25 protein-coding genes and 1 other annotated feature are annotated in these 25,406 nt (G+C 37.6%); of the genes, 1 reads left to right on the top strand and 24 read right to left on the bottom strand.

Annotated features, from left to right (window positions below):
* Positions 1–165: 165 nt before the first annotated feature.
* The 4 genes from MHB39_RS04965 to MHB39_RS04950 form a co-directional block, all read right to left on the bottom strand.
* The gene (locus MHB39_RS04965; RefSeq protein ID WP_342545954.1) at positions 166–1,077 is read right to left on the bottom strand and encodes an RluA family pseudouridine synthase; all 912 of its coding nucleotides are present in this window, start codon (positions 1,075–1,077) and stop codon (positions 166–168) included.
* Complete coding sequence (lspA, locus tag MHB39_RS04960) at positions 1,074–1,553, bottom strand: signal peptidase II (RefSeq protein WP_016994245.1); 480 nt, start codon at positions 1,551–1,553, stop codon at positions 1,074–1,076. The genes MHB39_RS04965 and lspA overlap by 4 nt, the downstream gene beginning before the upstream one ends.
* A 164-nt stretch (positions 1,554–1,717) precedes the next feature.
* Entirely contained in the window at positions 1,718–3,286 is a 1,569-nt protein-coding gene (locus tag MHB39_RS04955; RefSeq protein WP_016994242.1) for a cation acetate symporter, read from the bottom strand.
* 24 nt (positions 3,287–3,310) lie between these two features.
* A complete protein-coding gene (locus tag MHB39_RS04950) occupies positions 3,311–3,646 on the bottom strand; it encodes a hypothetical protein (protein ID WP_036077146.1) in 336 nt (111 codons plus the stop codon).
* A gap of 202 nt (positions 3,647–3,848) precedes the next feature.
* Here MHB39_RS04950 and MHB39_RS04945 point away from each other — a divergent pair, with 202 nt between their 5' ends.
* Positions 3,849–5,054 (top strand): AraC family transcriptional regulator, encoded by a 1,206-nt coding sequence (locus MHB39_RS04945; protein ID WP_036077145.1) that lies wholly within the window; start codon positions 3,849–3,851, stop codon positions 5,052–5,054.
* A gap of 99 nt (positions 5,055–5,153) precedes the next feature.
* Here MHB39_RS04945 and ileS read toward each other — a convergent pair whose 3' ends face one another.
* From ileS to MHB39_RS04845, 20 genes are all read right to left on the bottom strand, one after another.
* The gene (ileS, locus tag MHB39_RS04940; RefSeq protein WP_342545953.1) at positions 5,154–7,922 is read right to left on the bottom strand and encodes an isoleucine--tRNA ligase; all 2,769 of its coding nucleotides are present in this window, start codon (positions 7,920–7,922) and stop codon (positions 5,154–5,156) included.
* 112 nt (positions 7,923–8,034) lie between these two features.
* Positions 8,035–8,258, bottom strand: a binding site (T-box leader).
* 96 nt (positions 8,259–8,354) lie between these two features.
* Complete coding sequence (locus MHB39_RS04935; protein WP_016994237.1) at positions 8,355–8,879, bottom strand: DivIVA domain-containing protein; 525 nt, start codon at positions 8,877–8,879, stop codon at positions 8,355–8,357.
* Between the two features lie 95 nt (positions 8,880–8,974).
* Entirely contained in the window at positions 8,975–9,763 is a 789-nt protein-coding gene (locus MHB39_RS04930; RefSeq protein ID WP_016994236.1) for an RNA-binding protein, read from the bottom strand.
* Positions 9,764–9,933: 170 nt separating this feature from the next.
* Positions 9,934–10,215, bottom strand: coding sequence for a YggT family protein (locus MHB39_RS04925; protein WP_004227322.1), 282 nt, complete (start codon positions 10,213–10,215; stop codon positions 9,934–9,936).
* A gap of 20 nt (positions 10,216–10,235) precedes the next feature.
* Entirely contained in the window at positions 10,236–10,733 is a 498-nt protein-coding gene (locus MHB39_RS04920) for a cell division protein SepF (RefSeq protein ID WP_004227319.1), read from the bottom strand.
* Positions 10,717–11,421 carry a YggS family pyridoxal phosphate-dependent enzyme gene (locus tag MHB39_RS04915; RefSeq protein ID WP_342545952.1) on the bottom strand — a complete coding sequence of 235 codons (705 nt, stop codon included), beginning with the start codon at positions 11,419–11,421 and terminating at the stop codon, positions 10,717–10,719. The genes MHB39_RS04920 and MHB39_RS04915 overlap by 17 nt, the downstream gene beginning before the upstream one ends.
* A 119-nt stretch (positions 11,422–11,540) precedes the next feature.
* Positions 11,541–11,783 carry a YlmC/YmxH family sporulation protein gene (locus MHB39_RS04910; protein WP_225340754.1) on the bottom strand — a complete coding sequence of 81 codons (243 nt, stop codon included), beginning with the start codon at positions 11,781–11,783 and terminating at the stop codon, positions 11,541–11,543.
* Positions 11,784–11,911: 128 nt separating this feature from the next.
* On the bottom strand, positions 11,912–12,685 hold the full coding sequence (gene sigG, locus MHB39_RS04905; RefSeq protein ID WP_004227313.1) for an RNA polymerase sporulation sigma factor SigG: 774 nt from the start codon (positions 12,683–12,685) through the stop codon (positions 11,912–11,914).
* Positions 12,686–12,799: 114 nt separating this feature from the next.
* Positions 12,800–13,507, bottom strand: a complete 708-nt coding sequence (sigE, locus tag MHB39_RS04900; protein WP_009373518.1) for an RNA polymerase sporulation sigma factor SigE — start codon at positions 13,505–13,507, stop codon at positions 12,800–12,802.
* A gap of 13 nt (positions 13,508–13,520) precedes the next feature.
* On the bottom strand, positions 13,521–14,354 hold the full coding sequence (locus MHB39_RS04895) for a sigma-E processing peptidase SpoIIGA (RefSeq protein ID WP_342545951.1): 834 nt from the start codon (positions 14,352–14,354) through the stop codon (positions 13,521–13,523).
* A gap of 182 nt (positions 14,355–14,536) precedes the next feature.
* A complete protein-coding gene (gene ftsZ, locus MHB39_RS04890) occupies positions 14,537–15,694 on the bottom strand; it encodes a cell division protein FtsZ (protein WP_004224858.1) in 1,158 nt (385 codons plus the stop codon).
* Positions 15,695–15,747: 53 nt separating this feature from the next.
* Positions 15,748–17,031: a cell division protein FtsA gene (ftsA, locus tag MHB39_RS04885; RefSeq protein ID WP_004224856.1), complete on the bottom strand. Its 1,284-nt coding sequence runs from the start codon at positions 17,029–17,031 to the stop codon at positions 15,748–15,750.
* 95 nt (positions 17,032–17,126) lie between these two features.
* Positions 17,127–17,498 (bottom strand): small basic family protein, encoded by a 372-nt coding sequence (locus tag MHB39_RS04880; RefSeq protein ID WP_036077137.1) that lies wholly within the window; start codon positions 17,496–17,498, stop codon positions 17,127–17,129.
* Between the two features lie 3 nt (positions 17,499–17,501).
* On the bottom strand, positions 17,502–18,221 hold the full coding sequence (locus MHB39_RS04875; protein ID WP_342545950.1) for a DUF881 domain-containing protein: 720 nt from the start codon (positions 18,219–18,221) through the stop codon (positions 17,502–17,504).
* Between the two features lie 123 nt (positions 18,222–18,344).
* Positions 18,345–19,073: a DUF881 domain-containing protein gene (locus MHB39_RS04870; RefSeq protein ID WP_036077199.1), complete on the bottom strand. Its 729-nt coding sequence runs from the start codon at positions 19,071–19,073 to the stop codon at positions 18,345–18,347.
* Positions 19,051–19,884, bottom strand: a complete 834-nt coding sequence (locus MHB39_RS04865) for a cell division protein FtsQ/DivIB (RefSeq protein ID WP_342545949.1) — start codon at positions 19,882–19,884, stop codon at positions 19,051–19,053. The genes MHB39_RS04870 and MHB39_RS04865 overlap by 23 nt, the downstream gene beginning before the upstream one ends.
* A 20-nt stretch (positions 19,885–19,904) precedes the next feature.
* Positions 19,905–20,984 (bottom strand): putative lipid II flippase FtsW, encoded by a 1,080-nt coding sequence (ftsW, locus tag MHB39_RS04860; RefSeq protein WP_036077129.1) that lies wholly within the window; start codon positions 20,982–20,984, stop codon positions 19,905–19,907.
* A gap of 40 nt (positions 20,985–21,024) precedes the next feature.
* Positions 21,025–22,374, bottom strand: coding sequence for a UDP-N-acetylmuramoyl-L-alanine--D-glutamate ligase (gene murD / locus MHB39_RS04855; protein ID WP_342545948.1), 1,350 nt, complete (start codon positions 22,372–22,374; stop codon positions 21,025–21,027).
* The gene (gene mraY / locus MHB39_RS04850) at positions 22,374–23,345 is read right to left on the bottom strand and encodes a phospho-N-acetylmuramoyl-pentapeptide-transferase (protein ID WP_016992541.1); all 972 of its coding nucleotides are present in this window, start codon (positions 23,343–23,345) and stop codon (positions 22,374–22,376) included. The genes murD and mraY overlap by 1 nt, the downstream gene beginning before the upstream one ends.
* 125 nt (positions 23,346–23,470) lie before the next feature.
* The gene (locus tag MHB39_RS04845) at positions 23,471–25,387 is read right to left on the bottom strand and encodes a stage V sporulation protein D (protein ID WP_036077124.1); all 1,917 of its coding nucleotides are present in this window, start codon (positions 25,385–25,387) and stop codon (positions 23,471–23,473) included.
* Positions 25,388–25,406: the final 19 nt, after the last annotated feature.

Genomic DNA, 25,406 nt, shown 5'->3' with positions numbered 1-25,406 from the left:
AGGGTTGTATACGTGTCGAAAAAGCATGTTGGAAAAATTTGCAGCACAAATTTCCACAACACTATCACATGTCCCTTCTCAGCCTCTCTGGACTGCCATTAAAGGTGAATATTTAGTTAGGTTGTTCATTCACTGTCGTTAGTATAGACTTTCTTTTCGTATACGTCAATGCCTATTTCGTAAATCATTTAATAATTGTTCATAATCAGCAGGAAGTGGTGTTTCAAACTCCAAATATTCTCCAGATGAAGGATGATCAAATCCTAAAGTCGCTGCATGTAAAACTTGTCCACCAAAGTCGATTGTCTTTTTCGGACCATATTTTGGATCTCCAACAAGTGGGAAACCAATATAATTCATATGCACACGAATTTGGTGTGTACGTCCTGTTTCTAAACGGCATTCCACTAGCGTATAGTCACCAAAACGTTCAACAACTTGGAAGTGTGTGACAGCATGTTTACCATTATCAACGACTGCCTGTTTTTGGCGATCTTTTTGATCACGTCCAATTGGCGCATCAATTGTCCCCTTATCATGTGCAATATGCCCGTGGACAAGAGCAATATATTTACGAGTAACTGTTTTATTAACTAATTGATTGACTAATGATTCATGAGCCGTATCGTTTTTAGCAACCATCAATAAGCCCGATGTATCTTTGTCGATACGATGGACAATTCCTGGTCGTAGTACACCATTAATCCCTGATAAGTCTTTACAATGATACATTAACCCATTTACCAGTGTACCTCCCATATGGCCCGGTGCTGGATGTACCACCATACCCTTTGGTTTATTCACAACAAGAACATGTGCATCCTCATAAACAATATCTAAAGCTAAATCTTCTGGGACAACATCCAATTCTTCCACTTCTGGTACATCAATAGCGATGATGTCACCAGCTTTCACCTTATATTTTGCCTTTACAGCATCACCGTTTACTTTAATGACTCCCTCACTAATCCAGTTCCCAATTTGCGTGCGTGACCACTCAGATTGTATGCTGGAAAGTGCTTTATCAATGCGCTCTCCTTGCTGCTGTTCTTCGATTGTATATGTTACTTGCGTCATTGTTTCACCTGTTTCTTCTCTTTTTTATCTTCCATAATTAAGCCAATCATCAGCACAACTACCGCTATTGTTAATGCAGCATCCGCTACATTAAAAATAGGGAAATCATAATTAATAATTGGAATTAATACATCTACAAAATCGACCACTTCTCCTCTAAATAGACGGTCAATAAAGTTTCCTACTGCACCACCAAGCAAGAGCATTAAGCCGACTTGAAAAACAGGCTTTCCCTTTGCTTCTTTATGATAAAAATAGATAATCGCACAGATAACAGCAACTGTAACAATACTAAACAGCCACATTTGCCCCTCTAACATCCCCCATGCTGCTCCTCTATTTCGATGAGACAAAATACCAAACCATGGGTCCCATACAGCAATGCGTTCAGCGTATTCCATATTTTTCACAATTAGCCATTTTGTCCATTGATCCAATAAAACGACAAAAGCGGCTAATCCATAATATTTATACACAGACATTCCTCCGTTCACTCAACATCTTACCTATTCTACCATAACAGTACCATTCACAATAACTAATATCACATCTAAATATGGCTGATTCTAAATCTCTTCAAGAAATATAAAAAGGCTATCCCTATTACGTTTACGCAATAGAAATAGCCATAACTTATTGGTTAGACAGTTTCAGATTCTTTTGAATGTACTCGCTTCATGAAGTCATTTACATCAGCAGGTACTTTACGATCTATTAATGACACAATAATAACAGATAAGAAGCCCACAGGCACAGTCACAATACCTGGAATTTTAAACTGCAAGAAGCTTGGTAACGTTCCTGGTAAAAAGATCATCCACATCGACACGCCAAGTCCTATTAATAATCCAGCAATGGCTCCCTTCTCTGTCATGCCTCTCCACCAAATACCTAAAATAAATATTGGTGTAAATGTACTTGCAGCGACAGTAAAGGCGAGCGCCACTAAATGACCAATGGATGCATCTTTTACAAGTAAGCCCAATGCTCCATATAAAATACCTAATAATACAATAGCCACTTTCCCAGCAATCACTCGTTGCTTTTGTGTAATATCCTTTTTCATGATATTGGCATATAAATCATGAGCTAGTGCACCTGAGCTTGTAATAAACAACCCTGAAAGATTGGAGAAGATCGCTGCAAATGCTCCTGCTATAACTAATCCTAGTAGCCATTTACCCCCTAGTGCAAGGGCTGTAGTAGGAATAACCATATTATTACCACCTAGCACTAAATCACGCATAACTTCCTCACTAGCTGTTCCAGAAATGAAAATAGATCGACCTACAACACCTAAATAAACAGCTAATAAGAAGAATGCACTTGCAATCCCAATGGCCATGAGTGCAGATTTACGTGCTGCTTTAGCACTTGGATTTGTATAAAAGCGCAATAATATATGAGGAAGTCCAATTGTACCTAGCGCTAATCCAATCGTCATACTAATGGTTTGCCAGAACGTCGGGAAATAGAAGCCCGTGCCTGTCCAAGCAGCACCATCAAAATTTATTTCATTGCCATCTAAGGCATACGGTGAAGTGCCTGTGATCGGACCACTAAATGAATGGATGGCTGCTAAAATTTTATCGTAATGCAAACCACCATAAACCGCTGCAATTAACATCACGATAAACGCACCAAGACGAATCCACAACTCTAATGCTTGGTTGATGGTTGTGCCTTTCATACCTCCAATACCTACATAAAAAATCATTACCACACAAGTAAAAATAATGCCAAATTCATAAGAAGTACCAAAAAACATACTTAAAATTTGTGCAGCACCTAATAATTGGGGAGCTGCATAAAAACCAGAAATAGCTAAAACCACTGCCACTGCTACAAGCCGTGCTCGTCTACTGTGAAAACGATAGCCTAAAAAATCTGCAACAGTAAACGCACCAAAGCGTCTTAAAGGACCCGCCACAAAAATCGCTAATAATGTTAACCCAATGGAGAAGCAAAAAGCATAATAAGCACCATCATATCCAAGTTGAAATGTTAAACCTGCGATGCCCAGGAATGTTGCTGCACTTAAGTAATCCCCACCGATAGCAGAACCATTTGTAAACCATCCGAAGCTTCGGCCTCCTACAAAGAAATCCGATGCTGTTGCATTTCTTTTTGTTAAATACGTAATGTATACAATTGTTCCCATTAAAGCAATGGTCATTAACATCTTTGGTTCTAATAGAGCTTCCATCATTCAACATTTCCCCCTTCGTACCAACTACTTATTTGCTATATCGTATTTTTTTAGACGTTTCTCGTACATGGCTGTGTGAACATATGCAATAATAAATGCCATAGCCATCATTACAATCGTTGTCACAAACCATGTGACTGTCATACCACCCCAGATCTTCTTAAATGCAAATGCTGGCGCAAACCAATTCATAACAGGGATACTAAAAATCAATATAAAATAAAATATCGTTAAACCTAAACCTGTAGTAAATTCATCTTTCATAATTTTGTTTGTTGTCGCATCTAAAGGTGGTAGATCTCTCACATCAATTGTTCCTGCTTCTACATAGTCATAATCATGACTGCCTACTTCCGCCATCAGCAAACTCCCCCTTTTCTGATAAGTGAATAATTGTCTGAAATTTCAAATTATTATTCACTACAATTATTCTATTCTATTTCAACTTCAATATAGATATAAAATATTGCTGTATTAGTACAAAAAATTGCTATTTTAAGTTAAAATATTTTTATCTTTTTATTCATAGGGGGCTGATAGCATTTTAAAGGTGGTATGGTATATGGAAAGCTCATTTGACAAGCAGCAAATGAGTGAATGGTTAAAAGAGGTTTTACCAAACGCTTTAGAGGAATGTAAAGTGCCAAAGCCAGAAGATGAGGTCATTATTGTCTATGAAGTCAATCGGTTATTTGATTGGGTAAAGATTAATCGATTAAAAAGAAATTATCCTAATAGTATAATTGTCCCGTTTGTTACAGAACACCTTACCTACTCGACTGGTATAGCAATTGAATTAGCTTTACCTGCACTTCTCATAAAACCATTACAAAAATCAAAGTTTTTGCGAATCGTAAAAAAGCTGTATACGTCCTATCAGGAAAAAAAGGCGAGTACACTTACAATGCTTGAGCTATCACAACAAGTATCCCAACAACATACCTCTCCATTCAGGGAAGCATTTTTAAAACGTCTGATCCGCGGAGAAATTGACAATGAACAAGAAATAATACAATCTGCATCATTTTTATCGACAAGCTGTATTCCTAATATTGTATTTTTAATTCAAGGCTATATTGATGGGGATAATAAGAGAGCTCTCCCACATGATGCAAGTAGTCGTATTACAACTGTTTTTCGCCAGCACTTTGCTGATAAGGCCTCAATATCCTTTTTACATTTTGAACGCTATTTATTACTTCTCATGCGAATTCCGTCTGAGTACAACTCTTTTAAACATTGGACAGAGGGTGAAGCCTGTTTATTAGAGGTGATCGAGACACTAAAAAGGGATTATTCTATTCATCTTTTTATGGGGGTTGGGGGTGTATTTCAGGATGCTATGCAAGTGAAGGAATCCTATAGTCAGGCAAGAAAAGCACGTAGAAAACCACCTATTCATAATATACACATCAGATATTACGAAGATTTAACAAAGCATGAACAGCTTCAAAAAGCTATTCAGTATATTGAAGAACACTACGACGAACAACTGACCATTCGTGATGTTGCAAAATATATTAACTTTAGCCCAACTCATTTTAGTAGACTATTTAAAAAAGAAACGGGTCGCAATTTTGTTGACTATGTTGCTTATACACGTATTATCAAAACCTTACCTTTTTTACGCAAGTACGACTACACCATAGAAAAAATCTCCTTCACCTGTGGCTTCAATACACCAAATTACTATAGTTTAACCTTTAAAAAATATGTAGGTATCTCTCCTACGGACTATCGCAATACGACAGAAATTTTATTTAAATAATGGAAAAGAATCTGCAAAACTTCCATGAAAAAAGCAAGCCTCCATCAAGGAGACTTGCACATCCTCTACATTAAAATGCAGATTCTTATTATTTATCGATTAAACGTAATACTTTTCTACAACTTCTGCACAACGAGCACATACTGTAGGTTGCGCCTCATTTGAACCAACTGTTTCAGAAATTGACCAGCAACGCTCACATTTTTCACCTGTAGCCTTTTCAACAACAATGGAAACATGCTCAAGTGCTAAAGCCTGTGCAGGTGCCTCTTCAATGGCAGCTACCTCAAAAGCTGAGACGATAGAAAGTTGTGCAAAGTCAATGTTCGCATCGTTCAATAATGCAACAACATCTTCTTTTGCGTAGACAGTGACTTTTGCTTCAAGTGATTTACCAATTGTTTTCGCATTACGTGCTTCCTCTAATGCTTTTAAAATATCGTCGCGTACATCAATAATTTTTTCCCATTTTGTACGTAGGCTATCAAAATTCGCTTGAACATCTACCTCTGGGAAATCTGTTAATTGAACAGAAACTTCTTCTACAATACCTTGAGCATGTAGGTAAGACCACATTTCATCTGTTGTATGTGGGATAATTGGTGTCATGATTTTTACCAATGTCATCAATGTATCATAAATAACTGTTTGCATCGCACGACGATCCTTATTGTCATGACCCTCGATATAGACTACATCTTTTGCAATATCAAGATAGAATGAAGATAACTCCACAGCTACAAAATTATTGACTACATGATAAACAGCAGCAAAATCATAGCGATCATATGCAGCACGCACAGCTTTTAAGACATCCTGTAAGCGCATATACACATATTGATCCATTTCACGAAGATCTGCATAAGCTACACGATCTTGCTTAGGATCGAAATCAGCAATATTGCCATGTAAGAAACGGAAAGTGTTACGAATTTTACGATACACTTCAGATACTTGCTTTAACATATCCATAGAGATGCGCACATCTGCTGTATAGTCAACAGATGCAACCCATAAACGAAGAATGTCTGCTCCATACTGATCCATTACTTTTTGTGGAATAATCACATTCCCTAAAGATTTACTCATTTTACGTCCTTCACCATCAAGAACAAAACCATGTGTTAAAAGTCCTTTATATGGTGCATAGCCGTTAATTGCTACAGATGTAATTAGAGATGAATTAAACCAACCACGGTGTTGGTCAGAACCCTCTAAATATAGATCAGCAGGATATTTCATGCCACGTTCTACAAGTACACCTTGGTGTGATGACCCTGAATCGAACCAAACGTCCATAATATCATTTTCTTTTGTAAATTCGCCGTTCGGGCTACCTGGATGTGTAAAGCCTTCTGGTAATAATTCTTTCGCTGTTTTTTGGAACCAAATATTTGATCCATGCTCACGGAATAATGCTGAGACATGACTAATTGTTTCAGGTGTAATAATAGGTTCACCATTTTCAGCATAGAAAATTGGAATTGGCACACCCCACGCACGTTGACGAGAAATTACCCAGTCTCCACGATCACGAATCATATTATAAAGACGAGTTTCTCCCCAAGCTGGTGTAAATGCTGTTGCTTTTACAGCCTCTAATAACTCCCCACGGAATGCTTCAACAGATGCAAACCATTGTGGAGTCGCACGATAAATAACAGGCTTTTTCGTACGCCAGTCATGTGGATAGGAGTGCGTAAAGAAATCAAGCTTTTCTAATGCTCCTACTTCTTTTAGTTTTTCTGTGACTAGTTTATTCGCATCATTATAAAACACGCCTTCAAAGCCAGGTGCTTCGTCTGTATAACAGCCACTATTATCAAGAGGACTAAGAATACCTAAACCATATTGTTTACCAATATGATAATCGTCTTCACCGTGTCCTGGTGCTGTATGAACACAACCTGTACCCGCTTCAGCAGTTACGTGTTCACCTACCATAATAAGAGATTCACGATCATAGAATGGATGTTGCGCTACAATACGATCTAGTGCCTCACCTTTTACTTCTTGTACAACCTCATAGTCTTCCCATCCAAGCGTATTTGCCACTGACTCTAATAATTCTTTGGCAATGATGAATTTTTTATTAGCCACTGCAACTACTACATAGATAAATTCAGGATTCAAAGAAATCCCTAAGTTTGCTGGTAATGTCCATGGTGTTGTTGTCCAAATGATAAATTTTGCATCTGCTGGAACAACGCCCTTCGCATCCTTAATAGCAAAGCTTACATAAATTGATGGGGATTTGATGTCCTTATATTCAATTTCAGCTTCCGCCAAAGCAGATTCAGAAGATGGAGACCAATAAACTGGTTTTAACCCTTTATAGATATACCCTTTTTCCGCCATTTTACCGAATACTTCAATTTGACGTGCTTCAAACTCAGGCTTCAACGTAATATAAGGATTTTCCCAATCACCTCGGATGCCTAGACGTCGGAATTGAGCACGTTGATTGTCAATTTGCTCGTAAGCATACTCTTCACAAAGTTGGCGGAATGCTGCTACTGACATTTCTTTACGTTTTACACCTTTGTTAGTCAATGCTTGCTCAATTGGTAAACCATGTGTATCCCAGCCTGGAATATAGTTGACATGGTAGCCAGTCATGGAACGATGACGTGTAATCATATCCTTCAATACTTTATTTAGAGCATGGCCGATATGGATATCACCATTTGCATAGGGAGGACCATCATGTAGAACAAATTCTGGACGACCTTCCGTACGTTCCATCTGTAATTTGTTAATATCCATACCATTCCATTTTTCTTGCATTTTTGGCTCATTCGCTGGTAAATTTCCACGCATTGGGAAATCAGTTTTTGGCATTAATAAAGTATCTTTGTATTCAACCATTAAAATTCCTCCTTTATTTTACATAAACAGTTAGACATTTTTCTCATAAGACAGTTATTGGCAATTTTATCTAAAACGATTCGGAAACAAACAAAAAAAGCCCTCAATCCCACTAAGGGACGAGAAGCTTCTACTCGCGGTACCACCCTACTTGTAGCACAAAAAATTGCACTACCTCTTAAAAGCACATTTAACGTCGTGCATCACGAAATAACCTACTTTTTTCAGTTATTTAGCTCAGAAGTGATGTTCAATGCTAGTTGTATGTTTGGGCTCTCACTGTCCCCAAATCGCTTAACAACGCCTAACAAATACTGTCTTCGTCTCTGCTTTTATGCATATCTGTTCAAAATAATTACTATTACAAAGTATATGAAATTCACACAATCGCGTCAAGTTTCATTTGTCAATTGCAACAATTAAAAAGAAAAGTTAAATATCTTCAGCATCCTGTGCTTCATCAACAGATGCTTGAATTTCTGTTAAATCAATATCATATTGCAGCAAATGATCCCAATCATCTGCATTTAGTAAATCTAGCTGTGCTTCTACAAGCATCTTGAAACGATTACGGAATACCTTAGATTGCTTTTTCAGCTCATCAATTTCAATTGTCACCTTACGAGCCTTCGTCAAAGCTTCATTGACAATTCGATCAGCATTTTTTTCAGCTTCTTTTACAATGAGCTTTGCCTCTTTTTGAGAATTTCTTCGCACTTCATCAGCCGCTTCTTGTGCAACGACAATAGACTTCTGCAAAGTTTCTTCTAAGGAGTTAAAATGTCTCGCTTGTTCTAAAGCCATCTCTAATTGCTTATCAACTTCCTTTTTTTCACGAAGCAGAATTTCATAGTCTTTAATAATCTGATCTAAAAATTCATTTACTTCATCTTCAGCATAACCTCTGAAGGCTTTTGTAAACTCCTTATTATGTATATCAATAGGTGATAATGGCATACAATCCTTCTCTCCTTTACATGTACATTCGTAACTCCTATTATACAATTGTTCCGACAACTTAGCAGTAAAAATTAATGAAATTTACTTCACTTTCAGCTTTTTTGGGCCAATCGACCGATTTGAAGACGGATTTTATCTTTTTTTGTTCGGCCTTCAGTCATAATAATTTTCACCCGACCACTTCCTCGTATTGATAATATATCTCCTTCTTGTAATTCAAAAGCAACTGTATCTCGTTCTGTCCAATTAACACGCACTTTTTTTCCAGTAATTAAAGCTTGAGCTTTTTGGCGTGATACATTTAATATAGTCGCAATAATTACATCTAATCGCATCGAAGATACTGTATGAGATTCCTCCAACCATTCTTCCTCATTAATAATAAGGGACTCTGATTCTTTTAAAGACTCGATATGCACCTTTACTTTACCAATACCTGTTAAATGTAACCGAACATATTCTGCTACTTCTTGAGCTACAACAAATTGCACCTGCTGATCATTTACACGTATATCGCCAAATTTGCCACGGTTTAAACCTAATGATAGCAATGCACCTAAAACATCGGGATGTCGTAATTGGACAAATTTCACCGGGTACTGAATCGTAAATGCTACTAACTGAAAGTCTTCATTTGTCGCTTCATAGTAAGTAGGAAAAATGAGCATACGCTGCCTCTCTGCCCCTTCAAATAAACCTGTACAGGCAGTTTTCAGGGTATCATCTTGCCCGATAATCGATGTCACAATAAAACGCTGTCTTGGGTCAAGAAAATCTGTCAGCTTAGGTGCATAACGATCTTCAACCTCACGCTGCCAGTTTATTACCTGTTCAATAAAGGGCTGTTCATCTTTTCGAAAATGCTGTATTAAGTGTTCCATCTTGTTGTCTCCTCTTTCACTCGTTCCTTTTTGCTTTATTAGTTGGAAACTTAGTATTCCCAATTAATGACGTTTGGACGTCATTGTTTTAAAATTTTTTATTAGTCGCTTTAATAGCGGAGATAATTAAAATAAATAAAAAATCCCCACCAAAACGTGAGGATTTATTTCTAAGCGAACATAAAATATATTTTCTGAATGACTATATAAAGCCCTCTTTCTATAAAATTCAGCATAAAGATGGCTACAATTGGCGAAATATCAATCATACCAAGTGGCGGAATGAATTTTCTGAAAATCCCTAAATATGGCTCACACACTTTTTCAAGCATGCGACCAATGGCTGAATTTTGAGCGGCAGGCACCCAAGACATTAAGATATATGCAATTAGCATGAATGAATAAATCTTAAATGCTAATGATACATAACCAAGTATAATAAAAAAAGTCATATAAACTACAATCCTCGCTATTAATTATCGTCTAAAATAAAGTTTGTAATTTCACCAGTCACTTCTACATTATCTGGCGTACAAAGGAAGATATCTTTACCGATACGTTGAATATCTCCAGCAAGAGCATAGACTGTGCCACTTAAAAAATCAATAATGCGTTTGCCTTGCTCTCGTTCAATACGTTGTAAATTGACAATTGTTGCGCGTTTATTTTTTAAATGCTCTGCGATATCCTGTGCTTCTGCATAAACTCTCGGTTCTATTAAAACAACTTTTGCTCCCTTAGAACTCATCGCTGCCTGCAAACTGACAATGTTATTAGGAGTTGCTGTGCTTTGTGGCATGATTTCATGAATAGGTGCTTTGCGTTCTTTCATCATTTTTTTTGGCTTAACTGAATGAATCGGTTGCTGTTGTTGTATGGGTTGTTGTTGCTGAATAGGAGCTTGCGTGATTTCTTCTTCTAATTCTTCTTCAAGGTAAAAGAAGTTTTTAATCTTATTTTTCATGCTCATCCTGTTCCCCTCTTTCATTTCCAACAAGAGCCGTTCCGACTCGAACAAAAGTAGCCCCTTCCTCTACCGCAATTTCAAAGTCATTAGACATGCCCATTGATAACTCGGTACAAGGTGCGTGTGCGAATCCTTGCTCGGCTATTTGCTGTTGACATTGTTTTAATTGCTTGAAAACAGAGCGAATAATTGCTTCGTTTTCGGTGTTTGGTGCCATAGTCATTAAACCTACAACTTGAATTTTAGTAAAACCTTTTAATGCTTCTACAAAAGGCAAAACTTCTTCGATAGTTAACCCATGCTTTGATTCTTCACCAGAAACATTTACTTGTACAAAACATTTAACAGGTTGTTCTGCTCTTTTTTCAATTTCTTCTGCCAAACTCAAACGATCTAAGGAGTGCAAATAATCGATGCTGTTTATCACTTGTTTTACTTTACGTGTTTGAAGCGACCCAATGTAATGCCAATGTACATCAGCGTGAATCTCAGTAATTTTGCGATGTAAGCCTTCTGGTCTGTTTTCTCCTAAATGAGTGAGTCCTGCTTCAATTGCTTCTTGCGTTCTTTCAACAGAAACTTCCTTTGTCACGGCAATTATTTGGACTTTCTCGCCCACACGATTCCCTTTTTTTTCTGCTGCTGTTATTAATTCATTTAGTTTGTTTAAATTTGTTAAGATTTTTGTCACTGTTTTTCCCAACTTTACAACAATAGTTTCTTTTATTGTAACAAGCAATGCTTGATTTATCAATGAATAGCCTGACCTATGTCAGCATACAATCCTCATAATTTTAATGAGCCTATGTCTTAGGAAAGGGCTTTGACTAAAATGACATCCTTGCCAACAACAAGCACATCCTTCATATACACTTTCCTCACAGACTCTTCGCCTTTAAAAAAACCAAGATATTTGCGAGGCTCTGCAATCAAAAATGCTGTCACATAGCCCGTTTCTTTTGATACTTCAGCATCTATTACAAAGCCTATAAATCGTCCATTTCCTGCTTCAATGACTTCTTTTTGTTGTAACATCGAAAAACGCAATGACATACCTCCTCTATTGTTTACTTTCGTATAATCATTTCTACCATCAAACTTTGCTGTTACATTATATTTATGTATTACTTGTTCATTGAATGAAGATAAAATGCGCACCGAATTATACGATGCGCATTTTTTTATTTGTAATCTTTTTGCATTGTTTCAATTGCATTTTTTTCAAGACGTGATATTTGTGCTTGAGAAATCCCAAGTTCTTTGGCAATCTCAGTTTGGGTTTCTCCATAATAAAATCGTTTGGCAACGATCATTTGCTGACGTTCATCTAGCTTTTGCAAGCTTTCCTTTACCGACACATAGGCAACCCATTGATCCTCAGATACATCATCATCACGTAATTGGTCCATCATATAAACAGCATCTCCGCCATCTGAATAAATGGGCTCTTGTAATGAAACTGGATCTTGAATGGCATCTAAAGCAAATAAAACATCTTCCTTTTTCATGTCAATCATTTCAGCAATTTCTTCAATCGTTGGTTCTCGCAAATTATCGGTTATCCATTGCTCTTTTGCCTGCATTGCCTTATAAGCTATATCTCTTAGAGAGCGAGATACACGTAATGCATGATGATCACGCAGATGGCGACGAATTTCACCAATAATCATTGGTACAGCATATGTCGAAAATCGTACATTATGCTTTAAATCAAAATGATCAATGGCTTTCATGAGGCCAATACAGCCCACTTGAAATAAATCATCTGCCTGTTCACCTCTATAGGCAAATCTACCGACAATACTAAGCACGAGCCTTAAATTGCACATCACAAGCTCTTCTCTAATCTCTGTTTCTCCAGCTTGTAACCGGATGAAGAGTTCCTTCATTTCCTCGTGCTTTAGAATTGGCAAAGTCGATGTATCTAAGCCGCAAAGATCTACTTTTGTTCGCATATTCGATTCCTCCGGATGTTATTCTCTGACTAAACCGTGACATCAGTTTGTCCGAGAGAAACAAGAATATGCACAAAAGCTGCGACCAATTTTAGGTAGGTTAAATTTCCCTTTCTAAGAAATTGGTTGATTTAAATTTTCACGTAAATCTTGAATAATTTTCTTTTCTAAACGGGAAATATATGATTGCGATATGCCTAAATGATCTGCAACTTCTTTTTGTGTCATTTCAACTTTTCCATTGAGACCAAAGCGACATTCCATAATATAACGTTCACGCGCACCTAGTAAATTAATAGCGTGGAACATATGCTGACGTTCAATTTTTTTCTCCACATTATCTAAAATAATATGCTCTTCTGTTCCTAAAATATCTGACAGTAATAATTCATTTCCATCTGCATCAGAATTTAGTGGCTCATCTAAGGATACTTCACCCTTCATACGACTTGTTTTTCGTAAATGCATTAAAATTTCATTTTCAATGCAGCGTGATGCGTATGTTGCAAGCTTAATATTTTTATCCGTATTGAACGTCTCAATCGCCTTTATTAAACCAATGGAGCCAATGCTGATTAAGTCTTCGATTGGCGTTCCCGTATTATCAAAACGTCTAGCAATATAAACAACAAGACGTAAATTACGTTCAATTAGTGTGTCTCTAGCTCGTAAATCACCGTTCATAAAGGATGCAATGACTGTAACTTCTTCTTCTCGACTTAATGGCACTGGCAATGAATCATTTCCCCCTATATAGTACGTTTCACGACTCCGAAACTTACTCCATAATTTTTTCAAGCTAGCAAGTAGCCTAAGAAGCAATAGTTCTCCCCCTCTATGAGTTATTTGAAAGCGCTGAAAAATGTAAAATTGCTGCTGTGCTATGTGGAAAATTTTTAGCTTTTTTGGTTAATACAATATATTCATTCATTTTCACTTGTGAAGGCTCCCCCTTTATATGCCACTCATCAAAGCGAAAACCAAGGACAACGGTTTGCTGTTGTACTGTATTGACATGAATAAATCGTATATAACGCTGATAATCTTCTGAAAACATAGATACATTGTACGGATCTGTTTCTTGCCATTCCATTAATGCTTCCCTGAACGCTGAAGGTAAATGTGGTCTCAAAGCAGTATAGGAAACAAAATGAACCGGCTTTCCTGATAATGGCTCAATAGCTTGATTTCCTGTATCTACAAAGGCAGATAGTGGTATTGTTGCCCCAAAGATTGTTAAATTCGTATCAAATACAAATTGACCACTTAAGCGTTCTAACTTTACAAAACCCCATTGCTTATAAAATGCAACAAGATTTAAAACTGCCAGCAAAAAGCAAATGATTATGAAATGGGTGGCAGAAAGATTTTTTAAAAAAGGTTGTAGTGCTGTTAACAATCCGCCAATAACGATCGTTGCTGTTAACACAATCGGTCCTTGCTTCTGAAAGCTTCGAATCTTAAAATGAAACGCTATACCAATTAATAATATAAAACTAAGAATTGTCGTCCACAGCATTTGACCGCCAATGACAGCTACAAAACTACTACAAATAGAACTCATTAATAATCTTGAATTTTTTACAAGGACTCCTGTTACTCTTGCCGTAAACGTGAGTATCGCTAGATTAAAAAGCGTATTAATGAGCACCAGCCATTCTCCATACATAACAGCCGCCTCCTACTTACAAAGTTAGCACGTTACTCCCACAAATATTGTCAAACAATCGCATCATTTCCTAAAAATGTTTTGACAAAAAACATGGTTTCCTTACACATTTGAACATCATGACAGTCAATATAAAAAGCTCGTATTTTACATATGTAAAATACGAGCTTTTTAGAAGTTAATTAACCACGATTTTTGCGGTTACGTAAAAATGCTGGAACCTCAAGCATGTCATCCTGTGCATAATTTTGCTGATTTTGACGTGGCTGCTCATGTTGCACATGCATTTCTTGTCGTTGTTCACGAATAGGTGCTTGTTGCTGTGGAGCAGATTGTCTGTTCATGTTAAGTGTCGGTTTTGCTGTTGGTCGTTGTTGCTGTAAAGCTTCCTCTGTGAAGCCTGTCGCAATGACTGTAACAATGATTTCATCTTTAAGATTTTCATTAATAACAGAACCGAAAATCATATTTACCTCTTCATCTGACGCAGAAGCTACGATATCTGCCGCTTCTTGTACTTCAAATAAGCTAAGATTTGAACCACCTGTAATGTTCATAAGAACACCTTTTGCACCGTCGATAGACGATTCAAGCAATGGACTTGAAATAGCTTTCTTTGCAGCCTCAGAAGCTCTGTTTTCGCCTGTCGCGATACCAATTCCCATTAAGGCTGAACCTTTGTTGGACATAATCGTTTTCACGTCTGCAAAGTCTAAGTTAATAAGACCCGGTGTAGCAATTAAATCTGAAATACCTTGTACACCTTGACGTAATACATTATCGGCTTCTCTAAATGCTTCTAGCATTGGTGTTGATTTATCAACTATTTGTAGTAGCTTGTCGTTTGGTATCACAATCAGTGTATCTACTGCTTCTTTCATACCGCCAATTCCACCGATTGCTTGTGTTTGACGCTTACGACCTTCAAAAGTAAATGGACGTGTGACAACACCTACTGTAAGGGCTCCCAATTCACGTGCAATTTGTGCAATCACTGGAGCTGCACCCGTACCCGTTCCGCCGCCCATACCAGCAGTCACGAATACCATATCGGCTCCTCGTAAAACCTCTTCTAGCTGTTCTCTGCTTTCTTCTGCAGCTTTTTTCCCTACTTCAGGATTTGCACCTGCACCTAATCCACGCGTTAATTTAGCCCCAATTTGTAGCCTTACTTCTGCTTTGGATAAATTTAATGCCTGTGCATCCGTGTTAACTGCGATAAAATCAACACCCTGCACACCATGTTCTATCATTCGATTGACAGCGTTGTTACCGCCGCCACCAACACCTATGACCTTTATTACTGCAAGTTCATCAACACTTGTATCAAATTCTAACATCTCTTTTTCCTCCCACGGTAACTCGACTCTGTATCATTCATTACGCATTCTAGTTAATCAAAGAACTTATCAAATAATTTTTTTGCTCTCCCAATTACGCTTTCTTTTGGTTCTGAAGGTGCAGAATACTCTTGCTTTTTGCTTATAGCTGGTTGAGCCCCTACAACTGCATATTCAACAGGCTGCGTATTCGTACTTTTACCGTAAAAATCATCTTCTAAATAGGCGTAACGAATAAGTCCAACTGCCGTCGCAAATGAAGGCTCTCTAACCCCGATATAATCGGGTGTATAGATTCTAACACGTGTTTGTAGAATTTGACGTGCTAATTGGGCAATCCCCTCAAGCTTTGCAACACCACCAGTTAAAACCACACCGCCTGGTAAATCTCTAACACCTAAACGCGCTAATTCATCTATAACTAGCTCTAGTAATTCTTCTAATCTAGCACCGATAATCTCCGATATATAACGTTGACTGTACTGATCAGTAGAATCTGTACCTACGACGGGCACTTCAAAGAGTTCGTCATCTGATGCGTCATCATAAAAGGCATGTCCAAACTGGTGTTTAATTTGTTCTGCTTGTTCTGTTGGTGTTTTTAAAACGATTGAAATATCCTTCGTTATATGATCACCACCAACTGGTATGACACCAGTATGCGTTAATAAACCCTCTTCAAATACTGCGATTGTTGTAGATCCGCCACCTAAGTCAATAAAGGCAGTTCCTTGGTTTTTTTCATCTTCTGTTAAAGCAAAATAGCCCGATGCTAATGGCTGCAAATATATTTCTCGTATACTTAAACCCGCTCGCTCAACACAGCGAAGAACATTGTGTAAAAGCGTTTTGGATGTCGTTATCATTGTTGCATCCATTTCAAGACGAATGCCAATCATACCACGAGGATCTTTAATTTCATCAAGGTTATCCACAATAAACTGTCTTGGAATGATGTTAACTAATTCACGTTCAGGAGGTATTGACATGACTTGTGCAGATTCTACCACTCTGTCTAAATCATCATCTGTAATTTCTCTATTTTCACTATTTACAGCGACAACACCTTTAACTAGCTGTAACATCGTCTGGTTAGCTGGAACGCCTAAAACGACTTCATGGATTTGATAACCCGTCATTCGTTCGGCCTGTTCTATTGCTTTTCGAATAGATTGTACTGTTGCATCAATATCAACAATTGCACCTTTTCGAACTCCATTCGACTTTACATTTCCGACGCCAATTACATGTAATTGCCCGTCACTCATTTCACCTATTAATACCTTGACAGAGGAGGACCCAATATCAAGGGAAATGTATAAATCTTGCTGATTCAATTCGCTGCACCTCCTTGAAAAATGCTCTTGTTTTCATTCTATTGTAAATTTGGCATAATGTCTAAGCAAATCGAGTATTTTGGTCAATTTTTCTCTCATTCTATGGAAGATTTTTTTCGCTTGTGACGTTTCTCATCTAACCTAGTTAGTAATATACGCCTAATTATTGCTATATTCTGGAACAAACGTACTCCAAAAGCGAAAATCGCTGCTAAATACAAATCTATCCCCAAATTCACTCCTATAAAAGCTAAACCTGCTGCTAGAACTATATTAAAAAAGAATCCTGATACAAAAACTTTATCATCGTAAACTTGCTGCAATTGAGCACGAATACCTCCAAATAATGTATCTAAAGCTGCTAAAACAGCTATTGACAGATAATTTTCATACATAGAGGGGATTTGTATATTTGTTAACAAGCCAAGGGCAAGTCCAAATACCAAACCTAAAAATGGTAGCCACATATATTAATCTCCTTTTTTAACCTCTGCTAAATAATCATTTGTCAACGGCTGATCAAATGCTGGAATTTGTAACTGTTCAATTGGTTCTTCAATTACTAAATTAAAATTATCTAAATAAAATGAGTCTATAAATGTTGAGGCCTGCAAGGAATTATACATTTTCTGCGCTGCTTTATAATCGCTTGTCCCTACAAATATCTCAAAAGAAGGCGAAGACAATGGTATACTGTTTACTGTTGTCTTGCCATTTATATCTCGTATGGCTGTTGTTTGTACTACACGATTATCATCAATCGAGACATTAGTCGCATTGTTCTTAAACAGGGTATTTAATAATTGAGTTAACAAATCGGGTGAAATTTCTTTAATTTCATAGCCCATTTCTATCAGTTCAGGTGCAGGTTCGACTCGAAGTACAACACCTGGCCCGATAACTTCTGTTAATCCTGCTTGTAGCTTTAAACGATTCAATGTTTCATTTAAGGCTGCTTGCTGATTTACTTTTTCAGATTGCTCATAGCGATCCACTACTTCATGAAGTGAGCGAATTTCTGCCAGTAATGCGGAATGTCTTTGTTTTTCTTGTGCTAATTCCTCTCTTATTGCCCAAATATCTCGTGTATCTCGCTCAGCTGGTTTTTGTATGGTATTGTATTGTACCGCTATCATCAAACCGATAATAAATAGCACGATCGTTATTCGGGTGTACATATTTCTTTTCAAAATAGCCCCTCCTAGACGTATCGTATGCCCCTCAGAATACGACTTTGAATTGTATAATTCTCTACAATTGACTATAAAACTGGAGGCTAAATTAAACTTGAAGCTTAAAGTATAGAACTTGTCCTAACTTTCTACTTTTACTTTTGGCATTGTAAGCTTTTGATTTTCTTCAAGTGACACCACAATATTGTCATTTAATAATTGATCCACTACGCCCCCATTTAAATTTAAAGAAGCCATCAATGTATCTGAATCACCAACCGCTTCGATCACAAATGGAGCTGGATGTTGTGTACCATCAATTGTTATTACTGGACCATTACAGCGAATATAAGAACTCGCTAATACACGTTGTCCATTAATAGCAATAGCTTGCGCGCCTGAAATTTTTAGTTCATTTAACAATTTAAAAACATGACTTTCATGGACAATATAATCATTTGGATTTAAGGATTTTGGATCATAGTCTCCATCCTGAAGGGTTATGCGTATGCCCTTCCCCTCACTCTTTAGTTCACCGAGTAAAAGCCGTAAATCTTCTGCTTGCTCAACAAGCTTCTTATAGTCCTTTTCGTTTGAAGCAAAGGATTTTTCATACTTTCGAATTTGTTCTTGTAAATTATTTAGTTCTTCTGTGAGTTCTTTATTGCGCTCTTGTTGAGTGATTAGCTCCTCCCGATAAGATTCTTCTTGCTCAAAAAGTTCAGAATCAATAGTGCCTGCTTCTCGGTTATCTTTTGCCTGGTTGTATGAATAGCCGATGATAAATCCTGTTGTTACACAAACAATTAGTAATTCAAATTGTTTTCTAGTAAAAAAACTCCCTTTGCTATTCGTCTTCTTGTTGTTCATCTTCCGTCACTTCCTGGTTAACCATTTCCCCATCTGCATTCGCTTCCATGTCAATACTAATCTTGTTGTATTCCTCGTTAAAGGGACGATAGTATGAACCGACCTCTAAATCAATCACACCTTTTTCTAAATTGGCAATTTGTGCGACAATAGAGGGATAGTAATTTAACTTTTCCGCTAGTGTCTGAATAACAGCACGAACTTCATAGCCATCATTCATATAAAGCTTGACTGCATTTGGATTTGCCTCATTACTATTCGTGTTAACCTGAGAAATTAAAGCTAATACTTCTGGCTTTAATTGTGCTAGCTGTTCAACAAGCTTATTTATGGTCTTTTCACCAGTTATCCCGATAAAAACAGGTGCATCAATGGGTGTATCATTTCCTGTTTGTTCAAAGCGCTTGCCGTTTTCTAGCAAAGGATAATAAGTGCCGTCTCCAGCTAAGTACGCAACTTTTTTCCATTCTTTAATATCAATCGTTACGCCTTGTAACCAGTTACGGTTAACATGTGCTTCTTTTACCCATTTATCCTTTAATAAAATCTGCTCAATATCTTCCACTTTGAAACTCCACATTGATTTTCCTGGTGCAAGAGTACTTGCCTCCAAATAATATTGGTCATTTGCTAGCTTTGCACCATTGACTGTGATTTTATTGATGTTACTGTATGGAGATTGAAAATAAAGGAGTACTGCTAACACAATAAAGAAAAGTAATATTAGCACGATAAATTTACGGTTTGTACGCTTTTTTCGTCGCTTTTTTAGCGTAGGTATGCGATCTTCTATATCAATTACTTTCTCCAAAAAGTACTCCTCCTTTATATTTATTTCGCTAATTGATAAATAATACCTATTATTAACCACATTGTTACTAAAGATGTTCCACCATAGCTAATAAAAGGTAATGTGACACCCGTTACTGGCACTAAACCTATTACTACGGCTATATTTAAAAATGCTTGCACCATAAGCATTGTGACAAGCCCGATAATCGCATAATAGGACGTTCGATTTTTAGCCTGTACAGCAAATCTATAGCCTGCATAGATCGTTAGTACAAAAAGCGCTAAAATAACGAGGCCACCAATCAATCCGACTTCCTCTAAAATAATGGCGTAAATAAAATCATTTTGAGGCTCTGGTAAATACAGAAACTTTTGTCTGCTTTGTCCAAAGCCATGCCCAAAAATCCCGGCTGGGCCGATAGCCATTAATGATTGCACCGCTTGGAACCCACTAACCAAGGGATCAGCCCATGGATCAAGAAATGCTTCTATACGCTTTAGACGATATGGCGCTGTCGCTATGAGACCTACTAATCCAGCGACACCAGCTAGCATAATCATGGCGTATAGTTTTAGAGGATAGCCAGCGACAAAAAATAATAAAAATACAGATACAACGAGAATAAATACTGAGCCAAAATCTGGCTGCAACATGATGAGAACAACAGGTAATAACAGGATGAAACCATGTCGCCAGTTAACAACAGGAGTGCCCGTTTTATGTTGGGCTAATATATGGCTCAAGTACACAATGACGGTAATTTTCGCTAACTCTGCTGGCTGTATTGTTAATGGACCTACACCAATCCAGCTTTGCGAACCATTTCGCACGAGTCCTATACCAGGAATCAGTACGAGAACGAGTAATATTAACGAAAATATATAGGCCATTTTCCAAAAGGACTGCTCTCTCAAAATATTTAATCGAATCGTGATTAAAAATACGACAATGGCTACCACAAAGTATACGCTTTGCTTCATATAAAACGGCATTTTTCCACTATAATGAACGGCACTCCAATAGGTACCTGCAGAATAGACGAAAATAATGCCGATTATTGATAGCATCAAAGTTGTGACGAGCAATAAGTAGCTTTCTTTACCTCTCAGTAATGCCATCCTTCCAAGTCAAGTATATTCTAAAATAGTTACAGGCTCATTACAGCTTCATTACAGCATCAATAAAAACATCTCCACGTATTTCAAAGCTGTCATATTGATCCCAGCTTGCACATGCAGGAGATAGTAAGATAATATCTCCTTCTGCAGACATCGGTGCTGCATATTGAACAGCGTCTTCTACATTTTGAGCAATGACGGTTTGTTGGACACCACACGATTTTGCAAATTCTACAAAGCGTAAGCCAGTTTCTCCAAATGCAACAACACCCTTTACATGACTCATACAAGGGCGAAGTTCTTCAAAAGAATGTCTACGATCTAAGCCACCTGCGAGTAAAATGACAGGAGCTTGGAAAGCATCTAAAGCACTCTTTGTTGCTAAACAATTGGTTGCCTTAGAGTCGTTATAAATCTTTCGACCGTTCCATTCACGTACGAATTGTGTACGGTGTCTAACTCCCCCAAATGTCGCTAAAACCTCTTCCATCTTCTCTTTGTCACAGCCTACTAAAATACAAGCTGCGACGGCTGCCAAGATGTTTTCTAAATTATGCTTGCCAGGCAAGGCAATGTTGGCGCGATCCATATACGGCTCACCTTGCCAATAAATTGTTGTCTCATCTGCACTAATGCCATTTTCAGTACGTCCCTTTGAACTGAATGGAATCTTCTGTGCATGAGATTGTGCTGCATATCCAACCACTATCGGTTGATCGGCATTGTAAATAAAATAATCACTGTCATCTTGATTTCGAGTAACACCAAACTTCGCTTCAGCATAGTTATTAAATGTTCCGTGATAGTCTAGATGCGCATCATAAAGGTTTGTCAAAATAGCAATTTTAGGCTTAAACGTTTTGATCCCCATCAATTGGAATGAAGACAATTCTGTTACAATGATGTCATCTTGTTTAGCTTCTTTTGCGACGCCACATGCAACTGTTCCAATATTTCCAGCAATTAACGGATTTTTACTTCCATTATTTAACATGTCGAATATTAAAGTTGTCGTCGTTGTTTTGCCATTCGAGCCCGTTATACCAATAAATGGTGCATCACTAATTAAATAAGCTAGCTCAATCTCTGTCCAGACCGGAATCTCTCGACTAAGGGCATCTGCCACAATTCGATTGCTATAAGGTATACCTGGATTTTTCACCACTAGCTCAAAGCCTTCATCAAGTAGATCTTCAGGATGGCGACCACAGATTACTGTAATCCCCTTTTGTAATAGCCCTTGTGCATCTGGACTTTCATCAAATGGCTTCGAATCATTAACTGTTACGAATGCGCCAAGCTCGTGTAAAATTTCAGCAGCAGCAACACCACTTTTTGCTAGACCTAACACAAGTACTTTTTTATGTTGTAAATCTGTATAGTTTTTCATTAGAACGCCTCCGATAAAACTGCAATTAATGCTACTGCTAAGGCCGTTGACCAGAAGACAAGCACCACTTTCCATTCTGACCAACCTGATAATTCAAAATGATGATGAATAGGGCTCATTTTAAAAATACGCTTTTTTCGAAGCTTAAAGCTACCTACCTGCAAAATAACGGAAAGTGTTTCGATAACAAACACTAAGCCAACTAGTAAAAGCAAGAACTCTTCTTTTACTAAAACAGATACCATAGCCAATGCACCACCTAATGCTAATGACCCCGTATCCCCCATAAATACCTTGGCAGGATTGGCATTAAATAATAAAAAGCCTAATAAAGCACCTGTTACTGCAAACGAAAATAGTGCAATATCTGCCTGACTTTGGAATAGCGCTATAACCCCAAATGCTGCAAAGGCAATCGAAGCAGTACCCGCCACTAGCCCGTCTAGTCCATCCGTCAAATTCACTGCATTAGAGAAGCCTACTAACCAGAAAATTAAAAAGGCTACATAGAATACGTCAAGATCAATTGTCCACTCCGTAAATGGAATGGCTAGCGTTGTATCAAACGATCCTACATGTAGAAGGAAATACGCAAGAATAGCAATAACAATTTGCCCTATCAATTTTTGAAGAGAGGTTAAACCTAGATTTCTTTTAAATACAACCTTTAAACCATCATCTAATAAACCTATTAAGCCGAATCCTGCTAATACTAATAAAAGTACTACGGTCTGTGTCGTTAATAAATCTAAAAAGCTACCTACACCAACAGTTGTAAGGAGGATGGATATTAAGAATATAATTCCTCCCATTGTTGGTGTACCAGCTTTTTTCATATGTGATTTTGGTCCCTCTTCTCGAATACTTTGCCCAAACTTTAGACGACGAAGAAGTGGAATACTTATTGGTGCCAGGATAACTGTTACTAAGAAAGCAAGAGCTAAAATGGTAAGTGTTGTTGCGAGTTTCATTGAAAAATCTCCTTTAAATCTTGTTTCACTTTCTTCTTTAAGAAAAAAGCATTAACTTTCATTTTATTATTACTACCCTTCATAATAATAGTGGTTCTTTCCCATTTTTTAAAGGTAAAGTTATTCTAGTTCTCCAAATATAAATGAATGGTACCATCTTGTTTGATAACACTATCCACTTCAGGTAACTGATTACCAATTTTGGTCCCTTCTCCATGCCATTCAATACGGAATGGGTAAAATTGCTTGGCAATATCATCCTTCGTTTGACCAATAAAATTCGGTACCTTCACAGTAATTGGGTCACCATAACGATAATCCTTTTCAAGTTGTTCCTTCGATTTTTCAATACCTACAAAAGGCGCAACATCCTCAATAATTTGCCCCACTATAGGTGCTGCTACAACACCACCAAACTGGGTAGTCTTTTTCGGATTGTCAACAGCAACATAGACAACAATTTGCGGATTGTCTGCTGGTGCAAAGCCAATAAAGGATACGATGTATTCTCCACTTTTATAACGGCCATTTTCAACTTTTTGTGCTGTTCCAGTTTTACCACCAATTCGCAATCCATCTCGAAAGGCTTGTCGACCTGAACCATTCGCTACTACTGATTCCAAGGCACCTCGAACCTTAGCAGAGGTTTCTTCACGAATTACCTGATTTTTAACAACTGGCTGCGTTTCTTGTATGACTTCCCCTGTATTTGGATTAAATACCTTTTTCACAACATATGGCGTATAAAGCTTGCCTCCATTTATGGCAGCAGCAACTGCTTGAACTTGTTGAATAGGTGTCACGGCTACTCCTTGACCAAATGAAGTGGTTGCCTGCTCGACAGGACCAAAGGCTTCCCTAGAAAATAAAATCCCTGATGCTTCACCAGCTATATTAGATCCTGTCTTTTTTCCAAAACCAAAATCTTTAATATATTGAAGTAGTCGCTCATTGCCTAGACGCTGACCTAATTCTATAAAGCCTGGGTTACAGGAGTTTTCAACTACCTCTAAAAATGTTTCATGACCATGCCCTTCACGTTTCCAACAGCGTAGCTTTGCTCCCGCCACCATTGTATAACCTGGATCATAAAATGTATCATGCTCCAAATCCACTAAGTTTTCTTCCAACGCAGCACTAAGGGTAATAATTTTAAAAGTTGAACCTGGCTCATACGTCATCCATACAGGCAAATTACGATTGTAGATGGCTGGCTCTACTAATTGATATTCAGCTGGATGGAAAGTCGGATAAGAGGCTAATGCCAAGATTTCGCCAGTGTTTGGATTCATAGCAATGGCCAATGCTTGGTCAGCTTCATAGCGCTTCATAGCTTGCGATATTTCACGCTCTACGACTTGTTGTACATCGACATCAATTGTTAGCTCAATTGTGGCACCATCTTCTCCTGCTTTCCAAGCACTTGAAACATTAGGCAAATTATTACCCTTTGCATCTGTGAATAGACGGATAGCAGAAGAATTGGCCTGCAGGAATTTATCATATTCATATTCTATTCCAGCTAATCCTTGAGCATCATAGCCCGTAAAACCTAAAAATCGAGATAAGAGCGTGCCGTAAGGATAATCCCTTGAATAATCAACTCCACTATACAATCCTTCAATTTGCATACCTTGTAATTCTACCGCTTTTTCATAAGGTATATTTTTGCCTTCAGGCGCTAGTTTCACTAAGTAGGCTTTTTTTTGCATTTTTTCTAATAGCTTCGCTTTATCCACTTCGAGAACTTGCGCAATTTTTTCTGCAGCTCCTTCAATATCATTACTTTGTGAAGGCATGAAATATAAAGTAGGCGCTAGCTTATTAGTTACAATACTCTCTCCATCTCGATCTGTTATATGCCCTCGTTCATTCGCGAATGGAATTTCCCTGTCCCAGTTCTCCTCTGCCTTGGTAGTTAGTTCTTTTTGATCTAACACTTGCAAAAAAAACAACCTAACAACAATTGCCACTGCTACACACATAAACAACACATATAAAATACGTAAACGCTTTTTAGAATGGATAGAAATCCACTTCATTCGACATCACACCTTGTTT

It is taken from the genome of Lysinibacillus sp. FSL K6-4013 (genome assembly GCF_038630435.1).
In the GTDB taxonomy this organism is placed as follows: domain Bacteria; phylum Bacillota; class Bacilli; order Bacillales_A; family Planococcaceae; genus Lysinibacillus; species Lysinibacillus boronitolerans.
Note: the sequence above shows the minus strand (reverse complement) of the source record. Positions and strands in the feature narration are given on the sequence as shown.

Excerpts from the sequence above, each read along its gene's own strand:
- MHB39_RS04965 (WP_342545954.1), bottom strand. The coding sequence starts at position 1,077 with ATGACGCAAGTAACATATACAATCGAAGAACAGCAGCAAGGAGAGCGC.
- MHB39_RS04955 (WP_016994242.1), bottom strand. The coding sequence starts at position 3,286 with ATGATGGAAGCTCTATTAGAACCAAAGATGTTAATGACCATTGCTTTA.
- MHB39_RS04950 (WP_036077146.1), bottom strand. The coding sequence starts at position 3,646 with ATGGCGGAAGTAGGCAGTCATGATTATGACTATGTAGAAGCAGGAACA.
- MHB39_RS04945 (WP_036077145.1), top strand. The coding sequence starts at position 3,849 with ATGGAAAGCTCATTTGACAAGCAGCAAATGAGTGAATGGTTAAAAGAG.
- ileS (WP_342545953.1), bottom strand. The coding sequence starts at position 7,922 with ATGGTTGAATACAAAGATACTTTATTAATGCCAAAAACTGATTTCCCA.
- MHB39_RS04935 (WP_016994237.1), bottom strand. The coding sequence starts at position 8,879 with ATGCCATTATCACCTATTGATATACATAATAAGGAGTTTACAAAAGCC.
- MHB39_RS04930 (WP_016994236.1), bottom strand. The coding sequence starts at position 9,763 with ATGGAACACTTAATACAGCATTTTCGAAAAGATGAACAGCCCTTTATT.
- MHB39_RS04925 (WP_004227322.1), bottom strand. The coding sequence starts at position 10,215 with ATGACTTTTTTTATTATACTTGGTTATGTATCATTAGCATTTAAGATT.
- MHB39_RS04920 (WP_004227319.1), bottom strand. The coding sequence starts at position 10,733 with ATGAGCATGAAAAATAAGATTAAAAACTTCTTTTACCTTGAAGAAGAA.
- MHB39_RS04910 (WP_225340754.1), bottom strand. The coding sequence starts at position 11,783 with ATGTCATTGCGTTTTTCGATGTTACAACAAAAAGAAGTCATTGAAGCA.
- sigG (WP_004227313.1), bottom strand. The coding sequence starts at position 12,685 with ATGCGAACAAAAGTAGATCTTTGCGGCTTAGATACATCGACTTTGCCA.
- MHB39_RS04895 (WP_342545951.1), bottom strand. The coding sequence starts at position 14,354 with ATGTATGGAGAATGGCTGGTGCTCATTAATACGCTTTTTAATCTAGCG.
- ftsZ (WP_004224858.1), bottom strand. The coding sequence starts at position 15,694 with ATGTTAGAATTTGATACAAGTGTTGATGAACTTGCAGTAATAAAGGTC.
- MHB39_RS04880 (WP_036077137.1), bottom strand. The coding sequence starts at position 17,498 with ATGTGGCTACCATTTTTAGGTTTGGTATTTGGACTTGCCCTTGGCTTG.
- MHB39_RS04870 (WP_036077199.1), bottom strand. The coding sequence starts at position 19,073 with ATGAACAACAAGAAGACGAATAGCAAAGGGAGTTTTTTTACTAGAAAA.
- ftsW (WP_036077129.1), bottom strand. The coding sequence starts at position 20,984 with ATGGCATTACTGAGAGGTAAAGAAAGCTACTTATTGCTCGTCACAACT.
- murD (WP_342545948.1), bottom strand. The coding sequence starts at position 22,374 with ATGAAAAACTATACAGATTTACAACATAAAAAAGTACTTGTGTTAGGT.
- mraY (WP_016992541.1), bottom strand. The coding sequence starts at position 23,345 with ATGAAACTCGCAACAACACTTACCATTTTAGCTCTTGCTTTCTTAGTA.
- MHB39_RS04845 (WP_036077124.1), bottom strand. The coding sequence starts at position 25,387 with ATGAAGTGGATTTCTATCCATTCTAAAAAGCGTTTACGTATTTTATAT.